Origin of the sequence: Sphingomonas changnyeongensis, from assembly GCF_009913435.1 — a bacterium.
Taxonomy (GTDB): Bacteria; Pseudomonadota; Alphaproteobacteria; order Sphingomonadales; family Sphingomonadaceae; genus Sphingomonas_B; species Sphingomonas_B changnyeongensis.
Genome location: NZ_CP047895.1, coordinates 1,253,288 through 1,276,550 on the forward strand (window position 1 = coordinate 1,253,288; position 23,263 = coordinate 1,276,550).

General features: G+C 64.5%; 21 protein-coding genes and 2 pseudogenes. 11 read left to right on the plus strand and 12 right to left on the minus strand.

Annotated elements, in window-relative coordinates; all coding sequences use genetic code 11:
* Positions 1–499 precede the first annotated feature (499 nt).
* On the plus strand, positions 500–901 hold the full coding sequence (locus GVO57_RS06215) for an SEL1-like repeat protein (RefSeq protein WP_160592436.1): 402 nt from the start codon (positions 500–502) through the stop codon (positions 899–901).
* Between the two features lie 47 nt (positions 902–948).
* Here GVO57_RS06215 and GVO57_RS06220 read toward each other — a convergent pair whose 3' ends face one another.
* Positions 949–2,652 (minus strand): M14 family metallopeptidase, encoded by a 1,704-nt coding sequence (locus GVO57_RS06220; RefSeq protein ID WP_327785548.1) that lies wholly within the window; start codon positions 2,650–2,652, stop codon positions 949–951.
* A gap of 372 nt (positions 2,653–3,024) precedes the next feature.
* Between GVO57_RS06220 and GVO57_RS06225 the strand changes: the two genes are divergently transcribed.
* The 4 genes and pseudogenes from GVO57_RS06225 to GVO57_RS06240 form a co-directional block, all read left to right on the plus strand.
* Positions 3,025–3,459, plus strand: coding sequence for a Fur family transcriptional regulator (locus GVO57_RS06225; RefSeq protein ID WP_160592438.1), 435 nt, complete (start codon positions 3,025–3,027; stop codon positions 3,457–3,459).
* A gap of 8 nt (positions 3,460–3,467) precedes the next feature.
* Positions 3,468–4,583, plus strand: a complete 1,116-nt coding sequence (locus tag GVO57_RS06230) for a CobW family GTP-binding protein (protein WP_160592439.1) — start codon at positions 3,468–3,470, stop codon at positions 4,581–4,583.
* A 117-nt stretch (positions 4,584–4,700) separates the two neighbouring features.
* Complete coding sequence (locus GVO57_RS06235; RefSeq protein WP_160592440.1) at positions 4,701–6,050, plus strand: alkaline phosphatase PhoX; 1,350 nt, start codon at positions 4,701–4,703, stop codon at positions 6,048–6,050.
* Between the two features lie 89 nt (positions 6,051–6,139).
* A pseudogene (locus tag GVO57_RS06240) lies at positions 6,140–7,285 on the plus strand (transposase); the annotation flags it as partial.
* 91 nt (positions 7,286–7,376) lie between these two features.
* Here GVO57_RS06240 and GVO57_RS06245 read toward each other — a convergent pair.
* The 8 genes from GVO57_RS06245 to GVO57_RS06275 form a co-directional block, all read right to left on the minus strand.
* Positions 7,377–7,967, minus strand: a complete 591-nt coding sequence (locus tag GVO57_RS06245; protein ID WP_233281504.1) for a helix-turn-helix transcriptional regulator — start codon at positions 7,965–7,967, stop codon at positions 7,377–7,379.
* 57 nt (positions 7,968–8,024) lie between these two features.
* Positions 8,025–9,017 (minus strand): helix-turn-helix transcriptional regulator, encoded by a 993-nt coding sequence (locus tag GVO57_RS06250; RefSeq protein ID WP_233281505.1) that lies wholly within the window; start codon positions 9,015–9,017, stop codon positions 8,025–8,027.
* 23 nt (positions 9,018–9,040) lie between these two features.
* Positions 9,041–9,487, minus strand: a complete 447-nt coding sequence (locus GVO57_RS06255) for a hypothetical protein (protein ID WP_160592443.1) — start codon at positions 9,485–9,487, stop codon at positions 9,041–9,043.
* Positions 9,487–10,002, minus strand: a complete 516-nt coding sequence (locus tag GVO57_RS06260; protein ID WP_160592444.1) for a Csu type fimbrial protein — start codon at positions 10,000–10,002, stop codon at positions 9,487–9,489. Before GVO57_RS06260 ends, GVO57_RS06255 begins: the two co-directional genes overlap by 1 nt.
* Positions 9,966–10,313, minus strand: coding sequence for a hypothetical protein (locus GVO57_RS14885; RefSeq protein ID WP_233281506.1), 348 nt, complete (start codon positions 10,311–10,313; stop codon positions 9,966–9,968). Before GVO57_RS14885 ends, GVO57_RS06260 begins: the two co-directional genes overlap by 37 nt.
* 86 nt (positions 10,314–10,399) lie before the next feature.
* A complete protein-coding gene (locus tag GVO57_RS06265; RefSeq protein WP_160592445.1) occupies positions 10,400–12,883 on the minus strand; it encodes a fimbria/pilus outer membrane usher protein in 2,484 nt (827 codons plus the stop codon).
* A 133-nt stretch (positions 12,884–13,016) separates the two neighbouring features.
* Complete coding sequence (locus GVO57_RS06270) at positions 13,017–13,703, minus strand: fimbrial biogenesis chaperone (RefSeq protein WP_160592446.1); 687 nt, start codon at positions 13,701–13,703, stop codon at positions 13,017–13,019.
* 68 nt (positions 13,704–13,771) lie between these two features.
* The gene (locus GVO57_RS06275) at positions 13,772–14,236 is read right to left on the minus strand and encodes a spore coat protein U domain-containing protein (protein WP_160592447.1); all 465 of its coding nucleotides are present in this window, start codon (positions 14,234–14,236) and stop codon (positions 13,772–13,774) included.
* 558 nt (positions 14,237–14,794) lie between these two features.
* On the opposite strand from GVO57_RS06275, the gene GVO57_RS06280 reads away from it, so the two are divergent.
* Positions 14,795–14,956 carry a hypothetical protein gene (locus GVO57_RS06280; protein ID WP_160592448.1) on the plus strand — a complete coding sequence of 54 codons (162 nt, stop codon included), beginning with the start codon at positions 14,795–14,797 and terminating at the stop codon, positions 14,954–14,956.
* A 305-nt stretch (positions 14,957–15,261) separates the two neighbouring features.
* On the opposite strand, the gene GVO57_RS06285 is transcribed toward GVO57_RS06280, so the two are convergent.
* The 3 genes from GVO57_RS06285 to GVO57_RS06295 all read right to left on the minus strand — a co-directional run bounded on the left by GVO57_RS06285 (position 15,262) and on the right by GVO57_RS06295 (position 16,956).
* Positions 15,262–15,684: a helix-turn-helix transcriptional regulator gene (locus GVO57_RS06285; RefSeq protein WP_160592449.1), complete on the minus strand. Its 423-nt coding sequence runs from the start codon at positions 15,682–15,684 to the stop codon at positions 15,262–15,264.
* A 232-nt stretch (positions 15,685–15,916) separates the two neighbouring features.
* Positions 15,917–16,072, minus strand: a complete 156-nt coding sequence (locus GVO57_RS06290; RefSeq protein ID WP_160592450.1) for a hypothetical protein — start codon at positions 16,070–16,072, stop codon at positions 15,917–15,919.
* Positions 16,073–16,617: 545 nt separating this feature from the next.
* Positions 16,618–16,956 (minus strand): hypothetical protein, encoded by a 339-nt coding sequence (locus GVO57_RS06295; RefSeq protein WP_160592451.1) that lies wholly within the window; start codon positions 16,954–16,956, stop codon positions 16,618–16,620.
* Here GVO57_RS06295 and GVO57_RS06300 point away from each other — a divergent pair, their 5' ends adjacent.
* The 5 genes and pseudogenes from GVO57_RS06300 (at position 16,957) to GVO57_RS06320 (ending at position 23,109) form a co-directional block, all read left to right on the plus strand.
* A complete protein-coding gene (locus GVO57_RS06300) occupies positions 16,957–17,553 on the plus strand; it encodes a helix-turn-helix transcriptional regulator (RefSeq protein ID WP_160592452.1) in 597 nt (198 codons plus the stop codon).
* Positions 17,554–17,767: 214 nt separating this feature from the next.
* A pseudogene (locus GVO57_RS06305) lies at positions 17,768–18,519 on the plus strand (IS5 family transposase).
* 581 nt (positions 18,520–19,100) lie between these two features.
* Complete coding sequence (locus tag GVO57_RS06310) at positions 19,101–20,147, plus strand: PD40 domain-containing protein (protein WP_160592453.1); 1,047 nt, start codon at positions 19,101–19,103, stop codon at positions 20,145–20,147.
* A 67-nt stretch (positions 20,148–20,214) separates the two neighbouring features.
* Positions 20,215–22,386: a S41 family peptidase gene (locus GVO57_RS06315; RefSeq protein ID WP_160592454.1), complete on the plus strand. Its 2,172-nt coding sequence runs from the start codon at positions 20,215–20,217 to the stop codon at positions 22,384–22,386.
* 174 nt (positions 22,387–22,560) lie between these two features.
* A complete protein-coding gene (locus tag GVO57_RS06320) occupies positions 22,561–23,109 on the plus strand; it encodes a hypothetical protein (RefSeq protein ID WP_160592455.1) in 549 nt (182 codons plus the stop codon).
* Positions 23,110–23,263: the final 154 nt, after the last annotated feature.

Here is a 23,263-nt window from a genome sequence, read left to right on the forward strand (position 1 = left end):
GGCGGGCAGGCAGTGCCCGGTGTCAGGCCGCAGGCATGACGGATGTCACCCCCTGGTCATGGCCGCACGCGCAAAGGCTGCTGACCCGCCACACCCCTTGGCGCGCAGGATCCGGTTGGCAGTCGACCGCCGGCCCGGTCTGGGACCCTGGTTGTTCGCTCAGAGGCCGCCCGCGCGATGTCCGCCCGCAGGCCGTGACGGAGGGGCGTTCGCGCCCGTCGCAAAATGATCCGATCCGGCAGCTTGCTGCATTTTCGGGCTTGCCTGTGTCGGCCGGCGCAAGCGAGTCCTGTGCATGGCGCGGGCCGCATGCTGTCTGTCCCGCTCCGGCCGGGGATGCCGGGTCGATCGGGCCGACGCGTGGCGGGATGGATGGGGTGCCGTCGCGAGCCGGGTCCTGAAAGCCGAACAGGCGCGTCTTGCCGGCGGCACAATGAGGGTCGGAGTTGATGCGGAGAGCTGAACCTATGCGCCCGTCGCGCCTGCGGCATGCCATGCCGTGGATCGCGCTGCTGACCTTGTCCGGCTGCATGACGATGGCGGCTGTCGACTGTGGCGGGGCCATGATGTGGTGACGCTGCAATGCCGGGCCGAACAGGGGGAAAAGGCCGCCCAGCTGGCGTTGGGCGTCGCCTATGAAACCGGCGTCGGCGTGGCGCAGGACCATCGCCGGGCGGCGCAGCTTTATCGTCAGGCGGCGACCCCGGTTTCGGGCATTGTCTATGTCTATTCCCCCGCTGTCGGCCGTGCACCGGCCCAGGTGATGCCCGTCCATGCCGGGCCGGAGCATCCCGGCTTGCGCGAAGCCATGCTGCGGCTGGCAAGGCTTTACGAACTGGGGCTGGGCGTGCGCCGCAACCCCGCCAAGGCCGCCGCGTGGCGCGCCCGCGCCGCCCGATAGGCAATCGCGGTTCTGCGGCTATCATTTGGTTGGGCACGCGGGCGCACTCACCGGCTGTCGGGCAGCAGCTCGCGCCCGACCGGGTAGAGCAGGTAGCGTGCATCGGCATAGGGCGAGCGTTCGTAGAACCAGCCCAGCCGCGCCTCGGGATCGCTGGCGAACGCCGGGTCCATGCGCAGCCGCGTCTCGAACGCTGCGCGCAGTGCCGGGTCTGCGGCCATCATCCGTTCGGCCATCGGTTCGATCACATAGCCTTCCATATATTCGGTGCGTTGCAGGATTTCGGGGAAATAGTTCCACGCCAGCAGCGAGTCCGGGCTTTCGGGTTCGAGCAGCGCCGCCGCGAGCAGGCCGAGCGGCTGGTCCGCCGGGACGCGGACCGATCCCGCCGGATAGCGTTCCTCGCGCTGCTCATGCGTCAGCCGTGCATCGAGCGGGACATGCCCCTCATTGGCGGACCTGAATTTGGGGCCGGACAGCCTGACCATGTCGAGCCGCAGCGTGCGCGGCGCGGCGATCCGTTCATAGGCGATGCCGTGCAGGTCCAGCCGCTCGATCACCTTGTCGGCATGGGCCGGCACCCACCATGCCGCCGGCAGCCGCACGCTCTGCGCCGGCGCCTCGCCGAACACCGGCATTTTCAGGCTGACCGGGCGGCCGAGCCAGCGGACCTCATCGCGCCCCGAGATGGGCGAAGGGAACATCTGATGGGCGATGCCCTTGAAATCGACGGTGTAGATCGGGTCGGTCAGCCTTTGCCATCGGACCACCAGTTCGGCCGGGCGCTGCTGCCGGTCGCTGGCGATCGCGTCGCGAAGCGCGGCCGATTCCGTCCCCGCCAGCCGCAGCGCCTCTTCGACCAGCACATAGGTGCCAAGCACGCGCTGCCGATAGGGCTTGAGCGAATGGGTCTCGACCAGCACGGTCGGCAGCCGGCGGAAATCGCCATAGCCGGTTGAATAGCGGGGGCTTTCGGGATCGTGCAGGATCCCGCGCGCGGGATCGCGATTGTCGACCGCGCTGACATAATAGCCGGGCACATGGCCGTGCCGCACCAGCGCGGCATCGACGGCCGGGCGCAGCCGCTGGTCGAGCCAGCGGCCGATCGCCGGCGCGGTCGCATACAGGCCGCGCCAGCCGGCAAAGGCATAGGTGATGTCATATTGATAATCGGTCCCGTCGGTCACATGCAGATCGAGATACAGGACCGGATCGAGGCGGCGGATGAGGCCGAGCATCGCCCCCATTTCCGGGCTGTCGGCCTTCAGATAATCGCGGTTGAGGTTCAGATTCTGGGCGGTGGTCCGCCAGCCCTGGCTGGCCGGGCCGCGCTGGTTCGGGCGGCTCCAGGCCGATGATCGTTCATGGCCGTCGGCGTTGAAGATCGGCACGAACACCAGATCGACACCGTCGAGCAGCCGGTCCTTGCCGCGCAGCGCGATGTCGCGCAGCAGCATCAGCCCGGCATCCTTGCCGTCAATCTCTCCGGCATGGATGCCCGCCTGGACAAGCACGACCGGCTTTGCGCCGCTGCCCTTGCGCGCCCGCACCGCATAAAGTTCGCGGCCCTCAGCGGTGCGGCCGAAGCTTTCGATCGACAGCAGCGGCGATGCCTTAACCAGCCGGTCGAGCCAGGCGCGCGTTGCAGCATAATCGGGCGTTTCGGCAAAGCCCGTCCGCTCTGCCGGCGTGATCCACGGATCATTGGCCGCGACCACGAGCGCCTCGCTGCGACCCGACCAGGGCAGCAATGGGGGCAGGGGCGCAGGCTGGGATGTGGAGGGGCCTGGCTGGACGGCCGATTGCGACGGCGCAGCCAGGCTGAGGCTGGCGGCGCCAAGCAGCGGGACAAGACAGGCCATGCGGGCCACGATCAGGGAAAGACGCAAAATGAAACCTTTGGCTGACAAAACGGAGACAGGCCGGCCGGGCCGCGCGGGAAAGTTTTACACGGCGAACCGGTCGCGGATAGAGCGTTTTCAAGCCGGGTGGGCTGAGCCGGCGGCTTGGAAGACGCGGTAAAACAGCAACCCGGATCGGCCGATCCGGTGGCCGTATTCGGGGAACATTCAGCCGCTCTGCCGCCCTTGTCAAATGTTATGTTGTTACATAACATTGCGGCCATGATGCAGCGGGATCAGGGTAGGGCGGCAGCGCGGGTGCGGAGCGAAAGGCTGTCGCGCACGCTGGTGCTCGATCTGCTGGCGGAGCGGCAGGCCCCGATGGGTGCCTATGCGCTGCGCGATGCGCTAATCGCGCGGCTGGGCCGGTCAGTCTCCCCCTACAGCGTCTATCGCATCATCCGCGCGCTTGAGGGCGAGGGACGCCTGCGCCGGGTGGAATCCTCGCGGGGCTGGATGTGCGCCGATCCGGCAACAGCGGGCGATCTGATGCTGCTGTGCACCGGCTGTCGGGCGATCCAGCCGGTTTCCAGCCCGTTCGAGGCCGGGCGGCTGCTCGATCTCGGCCGCGCGCACGGCTTTGCCCGGATGCGGCTGGTGCTTGAGGTCATGGGGCTGTGCGTCACCTGCCAGGCTGCGCGGGCAAGCGGCCGATGAGCGGCGGCATGCGCATCCCCGTCATCCTCCTCACCGGCTTTCTGGGGGCGGGCAAGACCAGCCTGTTGTCGCGCCTGCTGCGCGATCCGCGTTTTTCGGACACGGCGGTGATCATCAACGAGTTCGGGGAGGTCGGGCTGGATCATCTGCTGGTCGAGCATCTGCCCGACGAGCCGGTGGTCGAAATGACGTCGGGCTGCCTGTGCTGCACGGTGCGCGGAGATGTGCGCCGTGCGCTGCTGATGCTCCACCACCGGTCGGAGGCTGGCGAACTGCCGCTCTTCTCCCGCCTGATCATCGAGACCACGGGGCTGGCCGATCCGGCGCCTGTCGTTCACACGCTGCTCGCCGATCCGCGCGTCGCCGCCCGGTTTGCGCTGGCCGGGGTGGTCACTATCGTCGATGCGGTGAACGGGCAGGCGACGCTCGCCGCGCATCGCGAAGCGGCGCGGCAGGTGGCGATTGCCGATCGCCTGCTGATCACCAAGACCGATCTCGATGCCGGGCGTGACGCCCTGCCAGCGCTGTGCGCGGACCTTGCGCGGCGCGCGCCGGGCGCGACCATCGCCGATACGCGCGCGCCTGATTTCGATCTGCGTCAGGCGGTCGACGGGCTGACGGGCTTTGATGCGGGCACAAGGCCGGCGGATGTGGTCGCGTGGCTGAACGCGGAAGCCTATGCGCAGAACGCGCACCAGGCCGCAGCGCATGAGCATGATCATTCACATGGTCACGGCCATGATCACGCGCATCATCACGATCATGCCCATGACGTGAACCGCCATTCCGATGATATCCGCGCCTTTTGCCTGACGCTCGATCAGCCGCTCGATCCGGCAGCGTTTGCGTTCGCGCTCGAACTGCTTGCCGCGCATCAGGGGCCCGATCTGCTGCGCGTCAAGGGACTGGTGGCGATCACCGACTATCCCGACCATCCGGTCGTCATTCACATGGTTCAGCATCTGATCGAACCGCCGGTCCGGCTCGACGCCTGGCCGGGTGCGGACCGGCGCAGCCGCCTCGTCTTCATCACCCGCAACATCGATCCGGCGCGGCTGGCCGCCTTTTTCGCCGACTGGACGGGCGCGGGCGCGGATGCCGAACTGATCAGCCGCCTGACGTGACCGGCGCGTGGCTTTTCCTTGCGCCCGCATGCCGCGCCGGGCAGCCCCGGCGCTGCGCCGCCCGGGCGCAAGACTGTGACAGCTTCCCCCCAACCACCTGCCCAGCGGAGACGGGACATGAACCGGCGCGATTTCACCACCGCCCTTGCCATGGCGGCCTTTGCCGGGCTGGCCGGCTGCACCGGCCGATCGCGCGCGGCGGCGGCATCCCGCCCCTCGGCGCTTGTGCCGGACCCGGACGGCATTCTCGATCTGCCGCCGGGCTATCGCTACCGGGTGATCTCGCGGCTGGGGGACCGGATGGACGATGGCCATGTGGTCGGCGACCGGGCCGATGGCATGGGCTGTTTTCCGGCCGGGCGCGGCAGGGCCGCGCTGGTCCGCAACCATGAACTGGGGCCGCGCCATCAGGATGCCGGGCCGTTCCGGGGGCGGGATGTGGCGACCAGCTATGACCGGCTGGCCGATGGCACGGCGCTTCCCGGGGGCACGTCGACGCTGATCTACGACGTGGCGCGCGGCCGGGTCGAAGCCCAGTTCCAGAGCCTTGCCGGCACGATCCGCAACTGCGCGGGCGGCACCACGCCCTGGGGCAGCTGGCTGACCTGCGAGGAAGACGTGACCCGCGCCGGGAACGGGGTGGGCCGGGATCATGGCTGGGTGTTCGAAGTGCCCGCTGCTGCACGCGGGCTGGTCGATCCGGTGCCGCTCAGGGCGATGGGGCGCTTCAACCATGAAGCGGCCGCCGTCGATCCGGCCACCGGCATCGTCTATCTGACCGAAGACCGCCCCGACTCGCTGTTCTACCGTTTCCTGCCTGCCCGGCCAGGCCGGCTGAGCGAGGGAGGGCGGCTGCAGGCGCTGGCGCTGGTCGCCGGGGATGACAGCCGCAACTGGGCCGGCATCGATTTTCCCGCGCGGGCGATCCGGCCGGTGCGCTGGATCGATCTGGACGGAGCCGACAGCGCCGCCGACGATCTGCGCATGCGCGGCCATGCCGCCGGCGCAGCCCGTTTTGCGCGCGGCGAGGGCATATATTTCGGCACCGGCGAACTATATTTCTGCTGCACATCGGGCGGCGCGGCGAAGCTGGGCCAGATCTTCCGCTACCGGCCCAGTCCGCATGAAGGCCAGCCGGGCGAGCGCGATCAGCCCGGCCAGCTGGAAAACTTCGTCGAATCCACTGACCCCATGATGTTCAACTTCGGCGACAATCTGACCGTCGCGCCCAATGGCCATCTGATCGTGTGCGAGGATCAATATACCGATCCCGTCGACAATCATCTGCGCGGCGTCACGCCGGCGGGCGAGGTCTATACCATCGGCCGGTGCCGCCTGCAGACCGAACTGGCCGGGGCCTGTTTCTCGCCCGGCGGGCAGGTGCTGTTCGTCAATCTCTACAGCCCGGCGATGACGCTGGCGATCACCGGGCCTTGGCATGTCGGCGAGATGCAGCCCGCAGCGTAATAGCCTCGCTTGGCAGCCTGTCGCTTCTGACCTGACCCCGTTTTTTCCTCCACCTGGAGCTAGGGTCCGACCCACGAGAAGGGACGGACATGAAGCGGAAGCAGTTTTCGGAAGAGCAGATCATCGGCATCTTGAAGGAGGCCGAGGCGGGCGCGGTGGTGACGGAGCTGTGCCGCAGGCACGGTATGTCGAGTGCGGCGTATTACGCCTGGAAGGCGAAGTGCGGCGGGCTTGAGGTGTCGAAGGCGCGTCGTCTCAGACCGCTCGAAGACGAGAACGCCAGACTGAAGCGGCTGCTGGCGGACGCCATGTTGGACAATGCAGGTCTGAAGGACCTGCTCGCAAAAAAGTGGTAGGCGCGGCTGCCCAGCGCGAGGCGGTCGCGCATCTTCGGACCGCGTTCGGCATGAGCGAGCGCCGGCGCTTCGGCTACCGCCGTCTTCACATCCTGCTCCGGCGCGAGGGCCGAGGCGTCAACAGGAAGAAGCTCCAGCGACTCTAGAGCGGTTTTCGATCTGGCTGCGCCAGATCAACCGCTCTGATTTGTTGGTTTGCCGCGTTTTCCGAACCGTCAGGTGATTCCACCTGACTGGAAACCGCTCTATCGCGAGGAGGGCCTCACCGTCCGGCGCAGGCGAGGACGAAAGCGCGCCACCGGCATCCGGACGCCCGCGCCGGTGCTGGCGCCGCCCAACCAGCGCTGGAGCCTGGACTTCGTCCATGACCAGCTCGCGGCCGGGCGGCGCTTCCGGGTGCTGAACGTCGTCGACGACATCACGCGGGAATACCTGGCAGCCTTGGTCGACACCTCGATCTCCGGTCGCCGGATTGTACGCGAGCTGGCGGCGCTGGTCGCCGAGCGCGGCGCGCCGACCACCATCGTCAGCGACAACGGCACCGAGCTGACCTCCAACGCCGTCCTCGCCTGGTCGGGCGAGGCAGGGATCGGCTGGCACTACATCTCTCCGGGCAAGCCGATGCAGAACGGCTATGTCGAGAGCTTCAACGGCCGCATGCGCGACGAGTTGTTGAACGAGACGCTGTTCACCAGCCTCGCCCATGCCCGCGCGACAGTCGCGGCCTGGGTCCACGACTACAACACCGAGCGGTTCCACTCCTCGCTCGGCGACGCCACGCCGGCGCCGTTTGCCGCCGAGATCGAAAAGCAACGGCCCGGGCTAGCCCGGGCCGTTGCTTTGCGTCAGAACAACCGTCGCTCTCTGATTCCGGCTGGATGAAAGCCGGGGGGCAGGTCAAATGGCCGGCAGCGCGATGGCCAAAGCCGTCATGTTTCGCGATTGGAGGTCGCTGCCGGCTTCCCCATAATCAACAGAAATAGGGGATCAGTCGACGGAGCAACTCGGCGCGCGATCCGATTCCAAGCTTGGAGTAGATGCTTCTGATCTGAGCCCGGACGGTGTCGGGTGCGCTGCGACGAGCCGATGCAACCTCGCGCGCAGTAGCTCCCTCGAGGAGCAAGCTGGCTACATCTCGTTCCGCACGCGTCAGTCCAAAGGACCTCAGCGCTGCATCCGGGTCGAACAGTGCCGGGGTTCCAGGACAGATCTGCAATGCGATGTGGTCGACGTCCGTCGCAAAACGTGCCGCGTCAACGATCATATGATCTGTGCCGTCGCATACCGGAACGATCAGTCGCGCCCGATCAGGGCCATCAGGCCCAGTGATCCGGTCGAGCTCCGCCGTCAGCTGTGGGCAACTGGCGGCGATGCGCCCTCCTTCCAGTCGGAGTGCAATGCCTCGCGCCAACTCTGCCGCCGCCGCCCGATTTGCCCAGACAAGTCGACGCCTGGGCGCAAGCAGCGCGCGCGCCCGGTGATCATGATCGGCCCAGGTCATCACAAGGTTTGACACAGTGTCGGCACCAAGATGGCACACTCGATTCGGCATGTTTTCCATGCCGACCATAAGCATCCCAACAGCGACAGATTCGGTCGCGAGGTCGAAGACTCGGCCCTATTCGTCCCGAACTACCATAGCCGCGGCGAGGCGTAGCCGTTCACTCATCGTCTCTTTGAGCTCTTCTGGCGACTCGATCACCAAATCGCCCGCCCAGGAGAACAAATGTTCCGCCATCTCCCGCAACCCGCCCGCTGCAAAGCGGATCCGCATGCCGCCATCCGGTAGCGGCTCTGTGGTCTGTGACCCATGAAAACGCCATGCCTTGGCCCGCGCCGATGCATGTGGAAGAACGCGCAAACACACCTCGTGCTTTTCATCGCGCCAGATCCCGAAACTCTCCGCGAGCCAAGCCTCAAGGTCAAAATCCTCGGGAGCAGTGCCAAGCGTGTTGCTCGGACGCACATCCGACATCCGGTCAAACCGGAACAGCACCGGCTCCTTGTCCGGTTTCCCCTCACGTGGCGGCATCTTGCCGACGAGGTAGGTGAGGGGGCCAAAAGCGACACCGTACGGGATTACCCGACGCCACTGTGGCGGCTCGTCCTCTTCCCGAACATAGTCAAACTCGACGCAGGTACCGGCTAGGATCGCATGCTGGACCGTCGTGAGTGTCGCCGGATCGCTGGCCGCTGTCGGCCCGGCCGCGACCATCATGCGATGCGCACGGGCCAAGAGCTCAAGGTCCGGTGCAAGACGGCGTCGCTCTCGGTCGTCCAGCGCACTCTTGATCTTGGCCAGCAGGCTCAGGAGCAACGCCGCGCGTGGCGAATGCTCAAGTTGACGTGCATCCACTTCCGTCTGCAGCGCCGCCAACTCCTCAGGCGTCGGGCGCGTGTAAACCCGCCTGAGCGACCCGAGGATGCGGAACCGCTTGCGTGACCCATCGGACTGCTCTTCGAGGTCAAAATGCAGGCCGATTACGTCACGCATCCGCTCGGCCGTTCGGCGGTTGACCCCTAGGGCGGTCGCCATGTCATCCAGCGTCACGCCGTCCGATGTCTCGCTGAGCAGGTAGACAAGCGACAAAAGGCGATCGAGCTTGGCCATTCTCGTCATTGGCTCAGCACCTGTCAGCGAGGGGTCAACGTGATTGAGACAGCACCTGGTACGACAAGGCGGCTGAAGTCGACCGGCTGCGGTGTGCTGATCAAAAGGCGTCTCTCACCTACCCCGGCTGCCGATTGCAGGAACGATACGCTGTTGCTCCCACGGTCATAGGCGTCTGCACCATCCAGAGTAATCCGTGCGCCAATCCCATTCAAAACCTCGTCCAGAACAGGAGACGAGAACTGCATGATGTGCTCCGCATTGCAGCCATGGCTGATGACCAGAACCATACGCTGCCCAATCGCCGATGCCGCCTCGGCGCGCAAAACACGAGCATTACATCGCAGCGGCAGCGTCCCAGAAAGAGGAATGCGGATGCTCTGACCGGCGGGGCGCACCGGCCGACCGGCTGATTGTGCTTCCTGGGCAAGGCTTGCAGCCCAGAGGCTCGCCGCAATAAGCATCAGCATCAGTTTGGCTCCGCAGTAACGGTCAGAACATCGCGATAGGTGCCCGCCGGACGTGCCCCGGCCGGCGGTACGTTGATCTGCATGCGTACATTTTCGCGACCTGCCCCTCCGGGCAGCTGCCGCAGCAGTGCGGCCGGACCGCTGCGCAGATCGATCGCTCGCCCATCAAGCGTCAGGCGATAGGGAATGGCACCCCCATCCCCGGAGACAGCCACGTGCTGCAACACGCCCTTGTTCCGCGACGCAACGGACAGACGGACACCTGAAGTAGCACGTATCTGCAGGTTCGCATTTGCCTCCGCCCCATCCGAGAGCTCGCCAAGAAAAATCATGCTCAGCCCAAAGCGTTCGTTGGATGCGGTCACCGCTCCGTCCATCAGAATCCGAACGCTCGCAGGGACAATCAACCGTGCTGTAAAGCTCGTGTCGACACCAAGCGAAACCGGTGTCCCACCGTCCAGCGCAAACGCCCTTAGCGTCACCACATCCGTGTATTGCCCCGCAGGCAACAGCACGCCCGGCGGAAACTCAAAGCGCAGTCGGACAAGACTGTCTCTACCGCCCCTGCAATGGGGCCTGTCACCGCCACGGGGCTGGTCAGGTCATTTTGCAGCAGCTGCTGACCCAGACGGAGCTCATATCGGACCGGGCGCACCGGTCCCCTCATCTCACGGTAGACACCCGGCATGAGGCTTTGCGCCGCCAGGGCAAGACTGCACGGAGTGCTCGACCTCTGTCGAACCACGAGATCGATATCGAGGGTCTCGCGCAGCTCGTCGAACGGGTCATAGTTCAAAACGGCGTTGCCGGGCGCGATGATCGTCAACCCCTCGCAAGCGGCGCTTGCTTCCCCTGGGGCTGCCGCCCCCAGGGCGAATGCGAGGCCAAGCAGAGGCTTATAGAGTGCCTGTCTCATCTCGTTTCTCCGCGCGTTGCTGTCACCGCCCCCAGATCCAGCAGGCCAATGCCGTCTGGGCTGACCTCGATCTCGATCACCAAGGGGGTGCTTGTGCCGAATGCTGCCCGGTAGCGACCGGGGCGCACGCCCTCGATCGTGAAACGTCCGGACCGGTCGGTGAAGAAGGTCAAAGCTTCGCTGGTTTCCCTGCCAAGCTCGATCGTCGACAGCTTGCCAACTTGCAGGGCAACAGGACTGCCGGCGTCGTCGACCAGCCGGCCGATGACAATCCGGGATGCGGATGAGCCGACCGAGATGCCGTAGCCGGTGGCAGCGCCAGGGAACACGTCGTAACGGACCTTCCCAGGGTCGTAGCCAATCGGAAGATCCTCGACGTCGATGTTGATGATCTGAGGCGAGTAGAGCGCGCCGACCGGCGCGAGGGCAGGGCCAAGCAGGCCAGATTGCGCCTGGGGTTTCCGGCGCCCAAAGCCTTGGCCGACCCTGATCGCGCGCTTCTCGAGTGATGGATGGCCACTCACAATAGCAAAGCTCGGCCCAACCGGTCGGCCCAGCGCAAGTCGATTGCCATCAAAAGCGATCTGACTGGCGATCGAGTAAGTCGAGCGCTGCGTGGTCGTCGGTTCGCCCCTTGTCGTGCGGATGACGTCATGACGGACAGCGGCCTGGAAGCGGTTCGCATTGAAACGCGCACCGCCTGAGCCGGTCCAGCGCCGGTCATTGCGTTCAAGCTGCACGTCCAGACCGTATTCGCCCACCTCCGGGGCCTCGAACCGCGTATATTGCAGCTGGGCCGAGTTCTGTTGGCTGTCGAATGTCGCACGCATCGTCGAGCGCTCACCGAGCGTCCGGAGGAGGGTGATGACAAACCGGGTGTCCCGTCCGAGGCCCGCAATACGTGCCGTCTCAAGCGCAGCTGTCATATTGAAGCGACCAAGCACCGCGCTCGCTGTTGCCCCCACCCGGTACTCTGCTCCCCCGCTGTCCCGACGCTGGAGATAGGCCCCATTAAGGCCAACGAAGACGCCACCCGGGAGCAATGCAGAGAGAGCCCCGCGCACCTCACGCTTATATGTGTTCTCCAGCCGCCCAAGATTGCGAGGCCCCACGAGGCGGAAGTCGCTGCTGATAAGCCGCACTTCGGCATTTGCGCGCAGATTGCGGACCGCCCCGAGATCAAGGACATTCAGGTCATAGGCAAGAAGCGCCTGGGTGCCGCGTCCGCTCTCACGATTGGACGAGATGGCGAGATTGGCGAGGAAGCTTCCGATCGGGCTTGCCCAGCTCCCCTCCAGGCCTGTCAACCATCCAAAGCGGTTCGCTTGTGCGTTGAGCCCGAGCGTCAGCGCCTCCGATAAGCCCCGCCTGAAGAACCCTGTCGCCAGTGGCTCGTCGTTGCTGTAGCTGATCCCTCCTGATCGATCCCGCTGCTGTGGCACGCCTATCGAAAAGGCGAATTCACTTAGTCCCGGGCGCAGCAGGTTCGCGCTGAAGAATTGCGAAAAGCGCGTGATCAGGCGCTGATTGAAGTCGTCAAACGCATAAATCTCGACCTCATTCTGACCAGTCAGAAACGGGAAGTCGCCCACATCATATTGGCCGGGATCGAGCCGCATCTGCCGGATGCTCGCTCCATTCACGCGGATATCGACCAGGGTAGGGCGATCGATCTGAAACCGAAATTGCCCCCCGGGACGGATGTTGCGGAACGGTTGGAGCTCTGAATAAGACCGCGCGACCGACAGCCCGCCAATCACCGGGGCAGCTTGAAACCCGGCTACCGCGACCGGCGTATCGCCCAGACTGAACCGGACCGCGCGATCTACGTCGTCGTGGACCAGAACCACATTGCCGCGCCGGATCCGTCCACCTGCCTCGCCGTCCCGGGCGAACTCCCCAAACAGGGACACCCCCGATAACCCGCCCATGTTGGATGCGAACTGTCCAAGCAGACCAATCGGGCGCGCTGTCGCGCCTTCGCCCTGCCACTCCAGGTTCTGGGACCCAAAGAGGGTGAGCGAGGCAGAGAAAGGTCTCGCCTCAAGATAGTCGCCGCCAACCGCCGAGGCGGAATCGTCAATCGCACGCAACGCAACGGCGCCCTGTCGGTCGATTGGAATGTCAATCGAGATCCGGAGTGCCGTTGCGTCAAACTGGGCAGGAACCCCAAGCTCAGCCAGTTCGGCAATGGTTGCTCGAGACTGTCCATTGGCCGGCGAAACAAGACGCATGCGAATCTCGGCCGGAAGCCGGGGCCCAAGCAGCTCAGCAAGCTGCCGACGATCCACCGCAATCTGGTCGGCCGCGTCCAGTTCAGCATCGATCTGTCCGAGTTCGCGGCCGCCAAGATCGACAGGCAGGCTTATCTCGAAACGCCCGCCGCGATCAGCATCTGCGGTTTGGACAGAAGCCGCCGAGGCTGCGTCACCGAGCAGCGGCCAACCCAATGCCGAGGCTGACGCGCCGAGCATGATCATGAGCTGCCCGCAACTAGCGCGGGAGGAACCAGGCCGCCGCTTGGAAGGGGCAGAGAACTCGTTTTGCGCGCAGACAAGCGCAGGATGGGAGGACAGTCGCATCGTGCACCACCGTCATCCACCGCGACCAGCGTCAGTCTGCGACACGCAGTTCAGGCGTGCCCGCTACGTCAGGGATCACGAAACTGCGCCTGGACCCTGGCGTGAGAAGAGTGCGCTCTGCAATGCGAGCCAGTTCGGGACCGGGGATCGTTTTGCCGGCAAAGGCCAGGCTGATGTCGTTCATGTAGATGAAACGCGACCCGTCATTGGCCAGGGTGACCCGGACACCGTTGCCCTCCGGAACGGCCTGCGCGACACGGGGCGCTGCGGTTGTGCCCCCCGGTGCCACATGCACGGAAGCCCCGATACGCAGGATCCGCTGGACCCCGGACGCGGTGCCGCTCGTCACGTCGACAGGCACTTCACCGGCGTACAGTGTGAACGAACGGGATTTTTGCAACGCGGGTCCCTGCCAGATGACCCTGATCGTCTGTCTCTTGCCCGGCTCAATGATCGCCTGGGCCGGGAAGATACGAAAAAGCTCGTCAGCTGGCGTTTGCTTCTCGGTTCCGTCCTCATTCACCTCGCGTTCGACAATCTCGACCGAAATCGGAAGCGGGACAGTGCGGGGATTGCTCACGACAATTGTCGCGCCGCGGATATCGCGCGGAAGCTCCATGACCGTGACCGTCGGCACGACGTCGAAGGCAAGAGCCATCGCCGGCATCATCACTAGCGCTGTCAGTATGACCAGCTTGGTCCGGATCCGCGCAATCATCGCTCGTTCTTCCCCCCTTGATATGTCTGGAAAGTCGGGGCCGGCTGTTGCCGACCCCGACTGCCCGGTCAGTTGGGGGTGACCGTGGCGACGATCGTGTCGGTGTAGGTGCCCGCGATCGTGGCGGCCGCCGGCAGACGAACGACCATCGAGCGGGTGAAGTTCGAGCCAGCCGGAGCACCCGAGCCATAGGTCACCGAGCGCGGCGCAGTCAGGCCGGCGAGCGGGATGTTCGCCGACGGAATGCCGAACTCATAGGCGAGGGTGTTGTTGCCCGACTTCAGCACGCCGTTGTTCTGCGACGTGAAGGTGACCTGGTTCGCACCGTCATAGTTGCAGCTCGTGGTGAGCGATTCGGCACCCTGGACGTTGGTCGAGGTCAGATCGAGGGCATCGAACGGGCCGTTCAGGAACGCGGAAATCGTGCACGACTTGGCCAGCGTACCCGAAAGCGGGATGTTCACGCTGGTCTGCGCCGAGGCCGAGCCGGTCGCGAGGGCGGCCACAGCGGCCGCAATCAGAAGCTTCTTCATGATGTTCCATCCCCAAAGATATTCAGGTGAGTGGGCATCCGCGCGAAGCCGGGTCTCCATTCCAGCGCTCGCACCGATGATCGACCTCGGGGCCTTTGGTTGTGGCCATCAAGGCGATGCGTGTTGGCTAGTTGATTCGCTCGCAGCTCACATCACCAAGATTGGGTATGGGCCTGTAACGGTCTGCCGGGCACGCGCCGGACAAGCGCTTCAAATCAGCTACTTGGATAGATAACGGAGAATTAAAAATTGCGGGCACTCCGGGCTTGCGTACCAGCACGGTACATTCTGGGCTTGGCACGGTTGAGGTCATCGCGAAGGTGAACGCCTTTGGTCCCAACCCCACGGAGAAGATCTCTTCGGTTCTTTTTCGCGGCGCCACTTGAGCAACGAAGGGATGACGATGCCGCGTGCTGGCAGTAAGCTGGCGGGCGCGCTGGACCTCGACGGGGACGAGGTTGAGCGGGTGGCCGCGACGGAAAGCGGCCGGGCCTGTTCGGTGACACGCAGCCCGCCGGTCCCCCGGCGATGTGCTGGGCGCTGCGGGGAGGAACTTTGATGGACCAGCAGAATGATGATCGCCGGGAGCCCTCTTCGCCGGCTGCTCGTGCGGCTCTGGGAAGAGCATTCCGCCGTCTGGCGAAGACCTACCAGGACGATCCGGAAATCCTGAAGATGGCGGACAGCCTCGAAGGTAAGGACCAGGAGGCGCAACCCTAAGCGTCACCGGGTTTCCCGACCAAGGCCCCGTGGCGCTGGCTGATCTGCGCGGTGGTACGCGCGGCCGCGATAGCCGTGTGCTGCAGGTGTACCGCCGCTATCGGCTGTCGAAGGCGAGCGCTGCCGGCGAGGCGCCCATGACCGCATCCATCTGCTTGTGGACACCGGTTGCCCACGAAGACTAGTTGTAAAGCAGTGCCGGTTAGTCCGGCGTGTGCGGACGGGATCCATCCCCATTCGCGCCAGGCGAACAGCGGGGCTCTGCCGTCTCCACTTGGGCACGTCCCGTTGTTCGTCTGGTTACCTCACCGCCCATAAGTGTGAAGCCGGCTCAGAAGCGCTTCCCGGCTGTTGACCCCGATCTTCGTGTAGAGCGACTTGATGTGCGACCGCACGGTGTCGAGGGACTTCCCAAGCTTCAAGGCAATATCCGTTGCTGTCATCCCGTTGGCCAGGGCCTCGGCGACCCGTGCTTCGGCGGCTGTCAGACCGAATATCTCGATGATCGGTCCGGTCGCGAGCATGCGCTCCGGCGCAGGTTGCCGAAGCTCCAGTGCGCCCCAGGGGGCTTCCCATCCCTCAAGCCGGAGAGCCCTGATCAGGATCAGGGTCTGGCTACCCACGATCTGCCCCGGTACGGTCAGCTCCTCGCATGCCGGCTCGAGTAAGAATGCGCTGATACGCTCGGCACTCGCCCCGTCGAGCGGAACAGGCTGGCCTTCGATCAACTGCGCGCCACCTGCACAAGCGAATAGCCGCATAGCGGCTCGATTTGCGCGAACGACAGAGAGGCGAGCGCCCGTGATGATCCGTGCGGCTGGATCATGGTCAAACCATTGGCTCGTCGGATCCGCACGGGGCGGCCACGACCTCTCAGGCGAGGGCGCTGGCGGTCGCTCGGCTTGAGCGTGAAAGACAAACTGCGTCGCTGACATCGTTGGCGTCGGCGTCGGCGTTCAGTCAGCGATTTCGGAATGGGAGGATCACCGCCCCGTTCGACCGCGGCCCCGGTGCGATGTCGACGAAATAGTCGGTGGTGATCTGTGTGCTGCGCAGCCGGGTGGGCCACAGCCTGTTGCGGCGAGGGCGGCGCAGAATCATCAGGTGCAATGCCATGTCGCTATCCGTTTCGCTGTCCCAGTAGGTTCGGACAACGAACTAGAGTCGCCTCACCGGACAGTCGATCACCCGCTTGGGTGAAGTCGTATCGGGCTGCCTGCAGATGACCCATTTTGGTGCACTTGCAATGTTTCTATTTAACTCGCGAATAGGTCCAACAAGTCCAAAACGGATGTTGTCTGAGGTACGGCGAACCGTTATTCGGTGGCCTGAGGCACGCGCTGCGCAAGGCTGTTCACATATAGAGCGTCTCTGGGGTTTATCACGGAGGTCGCGCTTTTTGGGCAAGACCAAGCCGTTTCACCCGTCTGGGGTATGTTAGAAAGTCTCCACTGTCCGCTATCCGCGGGCTGGAACTCAGCAGCACACGTGACATCAAAAGTGGCGGACCGGGGCGATCAGACAGCTACGCTGGCGAAGTATGCCGTGCAGGCAGCACAGGAGCGGCATGGGTGGCGACCTGTGCTGTCCATCCTTCGCGAGAGGGTGGGAGGCACAGGCAGCGCGTTTGCGATCGTCGATCTTGCAATGGGAACGTTTCTTCACGCCGAGCTGGAGGGCTTCGAGCGTGCCGAGAGCGACATCTGGGCGCGGTACAATGACGAGCTGGCACCGAGAGACAAGCATCCGCGCTTTTTGCGCAAGATTGGCCACCTCGAGGGTACACGGATGCCGATATCAGCGCGCAAGACGATGCAGCGACGAGCGAAGTCGCAGCTTGGCTGGCCGAGCGGCTTGGCGTCGGCCGCAAGGTCGCGTGCCTGGTCCGGCTCGGAAACCTTGGAGCATCCTTCCAGATCCACCGTCCGGCCAGCGAAGGCGCATATGGCAAGGCAGACATCGTCCGGATCTGCGACGCAGTTGGCGAGATTGCCGAGCATGTGCTCGCCTATCTCGGCTATCTGAGCGACGTTCGACGGGCCTATCTGCTTGGCCTTGGCGGTCAGGGCGATGCCAGCCTCGTCGTTGTCGACCAACGGGGACAGCCGCTTTTTGTCCACGATGGCACAAGGCCGGCTGCCGACTTTCTTTCCCCAGACAACGGTTTCTCGCTCGCCGACCCCGCGAAGCAAAAGGTTTTCGACAAAGTGGTGAAGATCGCGGTGCGCGGCATGCGGTCGGCGCCGATCTTGGCGGAGACCAGTCCCGGCCTGGTATCGCTGCTGCACGCCAAACCCATCCGCGACCAGCAGGTGTCAGTGCTCTTCAACCTTGCCCGGGCAATCGTGTTCGTCCGCGAATGTCGCGTCTGGAGCAATCGGGTCAGTGAGTCCCTGCGCGAAGCCTTTGGGCTCACCGAGAAAGAGTCACGCGTCGCCATTCTCTCCGGCCAGGGAAAAAATCCCCGCGAGATCGCAAGTGAGATGGGGATCTCGTATGAGACCGTGCGGTCCCACCTGAAGTCGATCTTCGCGAAGATGGGTGTAAAGCGCCAAGCCGAAGTGGCCTTTTTGGTCGCTCGGATGGAAAGCGATTGATGCGTTTCCAGCACAACCGTCTGGGATCACAGCCCTGACGCACCCGTGCAGCCGTCACATCACGGCATTTGACGTAACAGATATTATCGGGATTCGAATATGCTGTGCGGGTCTCCGTCGTCGGAACATTTGGCGCAATTCGCGGCGTAGCTTAGGGTCAGGACCCATTGATGTGAGCGCCGCGATCTGATTCAGGCTCCGCGAGGAAACCGGAATGAGCGACCTGTTTTTGGCTGACGAACGAGCAGATGGAGCGGCTGCGGCCGTTTTTTCCCAAGAGCCATGGCAAGCCTCGGGTGGACGACCGGCGGGTGCTGAGCGGGATCGTATTCGTCAATCGCAACGGGCTGCGCTGGCGAGACGCACCCAGCGAGTACGGCCCGCACAAAACGCTATAGAATCGGTGGAAGCGCTGGGGCAGCCGGCGTGTTCGCGCGCATGATGGGGGGCGACCGTAGGCACCGAGCTGCAGACCATCATGATCGACGCGACCTACCTCAAGGCGCACCGCGCGGCATCGAGCCTGCGGGTTGAAAAGGGGATCTCGGCCGGCTGATCGGCCGCACCAAAGGCGGCATGAATACCAAGCTCCATGCCATCGCCGATGCAAACGGACGCCCCTTGAGCTTCTTCATGGCCGCCAGGCAAGTCAGCGACTACACGGGCGCGGCGGCGCTGCTGGACGACCTGCCCAAGGCGCAATGGCTGCTCGGCGACCGCGGCTACGACGCCGACTGGTTCAGGGACGCTCTCCAGGCCAACGGCATTCAGCCCTGCAGTCCGGGCCGCAAATCGCGTAACGAGCCCGTCAGATACGACAGGCGCTGCTATCGCCGTCGCAGCCGCATCGAGATCATGTTCGGCCGCCTCAAGGACTGGCGGCGCGTCGCTACCCGCTACGACCGCTGCCCAACAGTCTTCCTCTCCGCCATCGCGCTCGCAGCCACCGTCATCTTCTGGCTATGACCAATGAGTCCTGACCCTAGAGATTGACCCGATCGTCATAGCCGATCGGACCCTTCTGTAAGTAGCGGCTAGGCATCGGTAGGTAGATGCGCGCCTTGTAACAGTACGTCCCGATCTCGGGGAGTCACGCCTGCCCAGTATCCCGCCCAAAACGCAAGACGCGTCATAGCTGCTGACGTTCAACCGCATGCCCGCGGCGACGTGAATGGGTCTGCCGTCTGGCTGACGAGAGATGTTGCCCGGCAACGTCCAGTCTCCCCCACAGATCGCCCTCCGCCAGCCTCCGCAGGCGGAGAGTTCCTCGGATTGCCGTCGGTCATATGCCTCACTCCTGCACAAGTTCGCGGCTCTGTCCTGTCGTTCCGGGGGCTTTACGCAATCGGGTGACATTCATCGGACTCGATGGAGGATTTGCCGAAAAACGGCTGTCCCGCGCTTGCCGCCCTCCACATCCGCCCCGAAAACCCGATGCCGCCAAAGCCGGCACATCATGTTATCAGCCTGTCAGCGATGGCGAGGGACCAGGGGGGAATGTCATGAGACTTTTCGGCAGATTGATCGCGGGCGTTTGTGCTTTCGCCGTGACGCCGGCGGCAGCCGAAGAGGGCTTTTATCAATATCCGAGCGTGCGCGGTGAGGTGCTGGTGTTTGCCAGCGAAGGCGACCTTTGGCGCACCGGACGCGCGGGTGGGATGGCGGTGCGGCTCACCAACCATCCGGCCGAAGAGAGGGAAGCCCATATCTCTCCAGACGGCAAGCTCGTCGCATTCAGCGCCGGCTATGACAGCGAGCGCGATCTGTATGTCATGCCGGTCGCTGGCGGCACGCCGCGCCGCCTGACCTTCGAAGGCGGCTTCATCCAGATGATCGGCTGGACGCCCGATGGCCGTGTGATGTTCACCTCGCGATTGGCGGGCGGCGGTCAGGGCGAGGTGCTCTACACTGTCTCTCCACAAGGCGGAGAGGCGACCCCCATCCCGCTGTGGCGCGCCACCGATGCGACCTTTGGCAGTGACGCGCGCACGCTGTTCTTCTCCCGGCGCGGCCTTTACGCCCGCGCCCGCGACAATGCCGTGCTCTATCGTGGCGGCGGGATGGAGCAGCTGTGGCGCTGGACGATGGGGTCCGACGCCGAGGCCGTGCGCCTGCTCGCAGATTTCGGCGCGCCGATCCGTCATCCGATGTCCGCGGGCGGTCGCATCTGGTTTCTGTCCGACAAGAGCGGCAAGGACGCGCTGTGGTCGGTCGCGGAGGATGGGAGCGATGTCCGCCAGGTGTCGCCTGACCTGCCCTTTCCGGTGCTCCAGGCGAGCATCGATGGCGATACCGCATTCCTTCAGAACGGAGCCGATCTTTACGCCGTCTCCCTGGCGAGCGGCGCGCTGCGCAAGCTGTCCATCGATCTCGTGACCGATCGGGAACAGACCCGGATCCGCGCGCTCGGCGAACCCCTTGGCCAGCTCGAGGCTGCGCGCATCTCGCCTTCGGGGGAGACGGTTGCGATCACGGCGCGTGGGCGGGTCGCGCTCGCGGCGCCCAAGCAGCTGCGGCGCGTCGAGTTTGCGGTGCCGGTGGCGGCGCGCGCCCGGCAGGCGGTGCTGGGGCAGCAGGCGGCAAGGCGTTCATGATCCTCGACCAGGGGATCGCGGTGACATCTTCGCGATGCCCGCCGACGGGACGGGCGCGCCGACGGCTGTGACCCGCGGGTATGATGCCCATATCTGGTCCTTCGCCGTGGCGCCCGACGGCAAGACACTGGTGGTCTGGGACAAGAAGGCGCGGCTCCAGAAGGTCGATGTCGCGACCGGGCGGGTCACGCTGCTGGCCCAGAACGCCACCGGCGAGGATGCTCCGTTCCGCGACCTCGCCTTCTCGCCTGACGGCAAGATGATCGCCTATGCGGAGACCTCCCCGGCGAATGGCGGCAACACCTCCGATCTCTATGTTCAGGTTCTTGCCACGGGCGAGCGGGTCAAGGCGACGTCGGGCAAGTATAACGACTATGCCCCCGCCTTCGCGCATGACGGGGCATGGCTTTACTTCCTGTCCGATCGCAACTTCGATCCGACGCCCGGCAGTCCGTGGGGCGACCGCAACATGGGCGTCGCCTTTCCCAAGCGCGGTGAGATTTACGCCCTTCAGCTCGACCCCATGGCCAAGTTCCGCTTCCGCGAGGACAATGAGCTGACGATGAGCAAGGAGGATCGCGAGAAGCGCGAGGCCGAGGCAGTCGCCGCCGCGGGCGAGAAGGGCAAGGACAAAGACACGGCCGGGGTGAAAAAGGCAGACAGGCCCGCCAGCGCGGTTCTCGCCGGTCTTGCACAGCGCCTTTACAAGGTTCCCGCCAAGCCCGGGGTCGGCGGGCAGCTCCTAGCCAATGAGAAGTTCCTCTACACCCGGCGTGACGATGACGTGGTCGCGATCACCATCGACAAGAGCGATCCCAAGGAGGAGGTCTTCGCCAAGGGCGCGCTCGACTTCGCGCTTGCGGCAGACGGCAAGACCGCAATGGTCGTCACCGGCACGGCGGCCAAGCCCGTGCTGGCGCTGGTCCCCGCCGAGGCGAAGATGCCGGACAAGCCCGCGCCGTTCCAGCTGCGGCTCGACGATTGGCGGCTGATCGTCGATCCCCGGGCCGAATGGCGGCAGATGTTTGTCGATGCGTGGCGGATGCACCGCGACTTCGCCTATGATCCGGCGCTGCGCGGGGTCGACTGGAATGCCGTCAGGGCAGCGCACGAGCCGATGCTCGAGCGGATCGGCCACCGCGCCGAACTCAACACGATCCTGGGCCTGATGGCCTCGCAGCTCGGCATTCTCCACAGCCAGGTGCGCGCCGGGGATCTGCCGGGCGATAGCGAGAACCCCGCCATGGCCTTTCTCGGCGCGAGCTACACCCCGGTCGCGCAGGGGCTCCGTATCGATCGCATTTTGCGGTCGGAGGATGATCTGGTGTCGCTGCGACCGCCGCTGCGCCGCCCCGGCGTCGATGTGCGCGAGGGCGACGTCATCCGCCTGGTCGATGGCCGGGCGGTCGCATCGCTGGCGGACCTGCGGCTCGCGCTCGCGGGCAAGGCGGGGCAGCAGGTGCGGCTCGATCTCACCCGCGCCGGGGGGAAACTCAGCGCGATCGTGGAGCCAATGACGATCCAGGGGCTAGAGGCGGCAAGCTATCTCGATCATGTCGAGGTCAAGCGCGCCCAGACCAGCACGCTGTCGGGCGGGAAGGTTGGCTATATCAGCCTGCGTTCCATGGGATCGGGCGACATTGCCAGCTTTGCCCGCGACTGGTTTCCGCAGCTCGACAAGCCGGGCCTGATCATCGATGTTCGCAACAACAATGGTGGGAACATCGACAGCATCATCGTCGCCATGCTGATGCGCCGCGCCTGGGCGTTCTGGGCAAGGCCCGACGGGACCGGGACTGCGACCACCAATATGCAGAACGCCTATCGCGGCCATGTCGCCGTGCTGATCGACGAGCGCACCTATTCGGATGGCGAAACCTTTGCGGGGGCTGTCAAGGCGCTTGGGCTGGCCCCGCTGATCGGTCAGCGGACCGCAGGTGCGGGCATATGGCTGTCGGATCGCAACCGTCTTGCCGACAATGGCGGGGTGCGGATCGCCGAGAACGCGCAGTACAGCCTCGACGGGCGCTGGATCGTCGAGGGGCATGGTGTGTCGCCAGATCACGAGGTCGACAATCCGCCGGCGGCAAGCTTTAGGGGCGAAGACGCGCAGCTGCGCGCGGCCATTGCGCTGCTCGAAGCGAAGATCCAGCGCGAGCCGGTGCCCGCGCTGGTGCCGCGGCCGCTTCCGGGGCTCGGCACGCCCGGGGGCGACGTCTTCCCGCTTCCGCGACGGTGATTGTGCGTGCGGACGCCAAAAGGTTGAGACTGAAGCTGAGGTCAGGACGCGGTGATGCGGGGTTCGCGATCTGATCGGGACTCCGTGAGGCGGCCCGGCTGAGCGCGCTGTTGGGGTTGGATCGAGATCGGATGGCCCGCCTGCGGCGGTGTAGTCATTTCTGTCCAATGCGGAATGATGGAGATCGAGGCAATGTCAATCCGACTGAGAAGTAGAATCTTATGCTTTTTAGCAATTTTCTTATCTGCGACTTCAGCTTCGCTGCTCGTAATCCGTTACTATGATCTTAGGGAAAGATTTTATAACGATGTTATCGAGGCCACCACTTTACCGGAATCACTATATCTGACCTCGTTGCGCAAGCCAAAGGCAAGATCCGACTGCCCCATAGTGTATAGCAATCAAGATGCAAAAATGTGGGACTTTGAAATTGTCGATACGTCGGTTAGAGACAGAATTGAGAAAATATCATTAGTATACGCATCTCTGGCCTGGAAAAATGCGTCGATTTTTGAAAAAAATCTTGGCATCTGGCCAAAGCAAGGTGACACAAAGTGGGTTGCGCGCATGGTCATGCGGGCCGCTGAAGAAATGCGGTTAATATTAATGCTGCAGCGTCTTGCTGATTGCAAATTAGGCGATCCTATTACGGTGACAGGGCACCTAACTCACTTCCCACCTCGCTCTCGGCCCGCGTTCGCGGGACTTCGGGGCGCGGCCTGATATCGCTCCGACCACATCAAGAACCCGCTGTCGCCCAGTGGACGGCCAGTGCCGTGCACCACAAGCGAGCGAGGCAAGCCATAGGCGCGGGATGTATCGCGGCACTGCAATGCCAACTGAGTGCGCCATCACCGTAATACCAAGCGGCTGAGAG

What these genes read in the sequence shown, in the direction of transcription:
- GVO57_RS06225 (WP_160592438.1), top strand. Translation starts at nt 3,025, where the DNA reads ATGATGCAGCGGGATCAGGGTAGGGCGGCAGCGCGGGTGCGGAGCGAA.
- GVO57_RS06230 (WP_160592439.1), top strand. Translation starts at nt 3,468, where the DNA reads ATGCGCATCCCCGTCATCCTCCTCACCGGCTTTCTGGGGGCGGGCAAG.
- GVO57_RS06235 (WP_160592440.1), top strand. Translation starts at nt 4,701, where the DNA reads ATGAACCGGCGCGATTTCACCACCGCCCTTGCCATGGCGGCCTTTGCC.
- GVO57_RS06245 (WP_233281504.1), bottom strand. Translation starts at nt 7,967, where the DNA reads ATGGAAAACATGCCGAATCGAGTGTGCCATCTTGGTGCCGACACTGTG.
- GVO57_RS06250 (WP_233281505.1), bottom strand. Translation starts at nt 9,017, where the DNA reads ATGGCCAAGCTCGATCGCCTTTTGTCGCTTGTCTACCTGCTCAGCGAG.
- GVO57_RS06255 (WP_160592443.1), bottom strand. Translation starts at nt 9,487, where the DNA reads ATGCTGATGCTTATTGCGGCGAGCCTCTGGGCTGCAAGCCTTGCCCAG.
- GVO57_RS06265 (WP_160592445.1), bottom strand. Translation starts at nt 12,883, where the DNA reads ATGATCATGCTCGGCGCGTCAGCCTCGGCATTGGGTTGGCCGCTGCTC.
- GVO57_RS06270 (WP_160592446.1), bottom strand. Translation starts at nt 13,703, where the DNA reads ATGATTGCGCGGATCCGGACCAAGCTGGTCATACTGACAGCGCTAGTG.
- GVO57_RS06275 (WP_160592447.1), bottom strand. Translation starts at nt 14,236, where the DNA reads ATGAAGAAGCTTCTGATTGCGGCCGCTGTGGCCGCCCTCGCGACCGGC.
- GVO57_RS06280 (WP_160592448.1), top strand. Translation starts at nt 14,795, where the DNA reads ATGGACCAGCAGAATGATGATCGCCGGGAGCCCTCTTCGCCGGCTGCT.
- GVO57_RS06290 (WP_160592450.1), bottom strand. Translation starts at nt 16,072, where the DNA reads ATGGCATTGCACCTGATGATTCTGCGCCGCCCTCGCCGCAACAGGCTG.
- GVO57_RS06295 (WP_160592451.1), bottom strand. Translation starts at nt 16,956, where the DNA reads ATGCTCGGCAATCTCGCCAACTGCGTCGCAGATCCGGACGATGTCTGC.
- GVO57_RS06320 (WP_160592455.1), top strand. Translation starts at nt 22,561, where the DNA reads ATGATGGAGATCGAGGCAATGTCAATCCGACTGAGAAGTAGAATCTTA.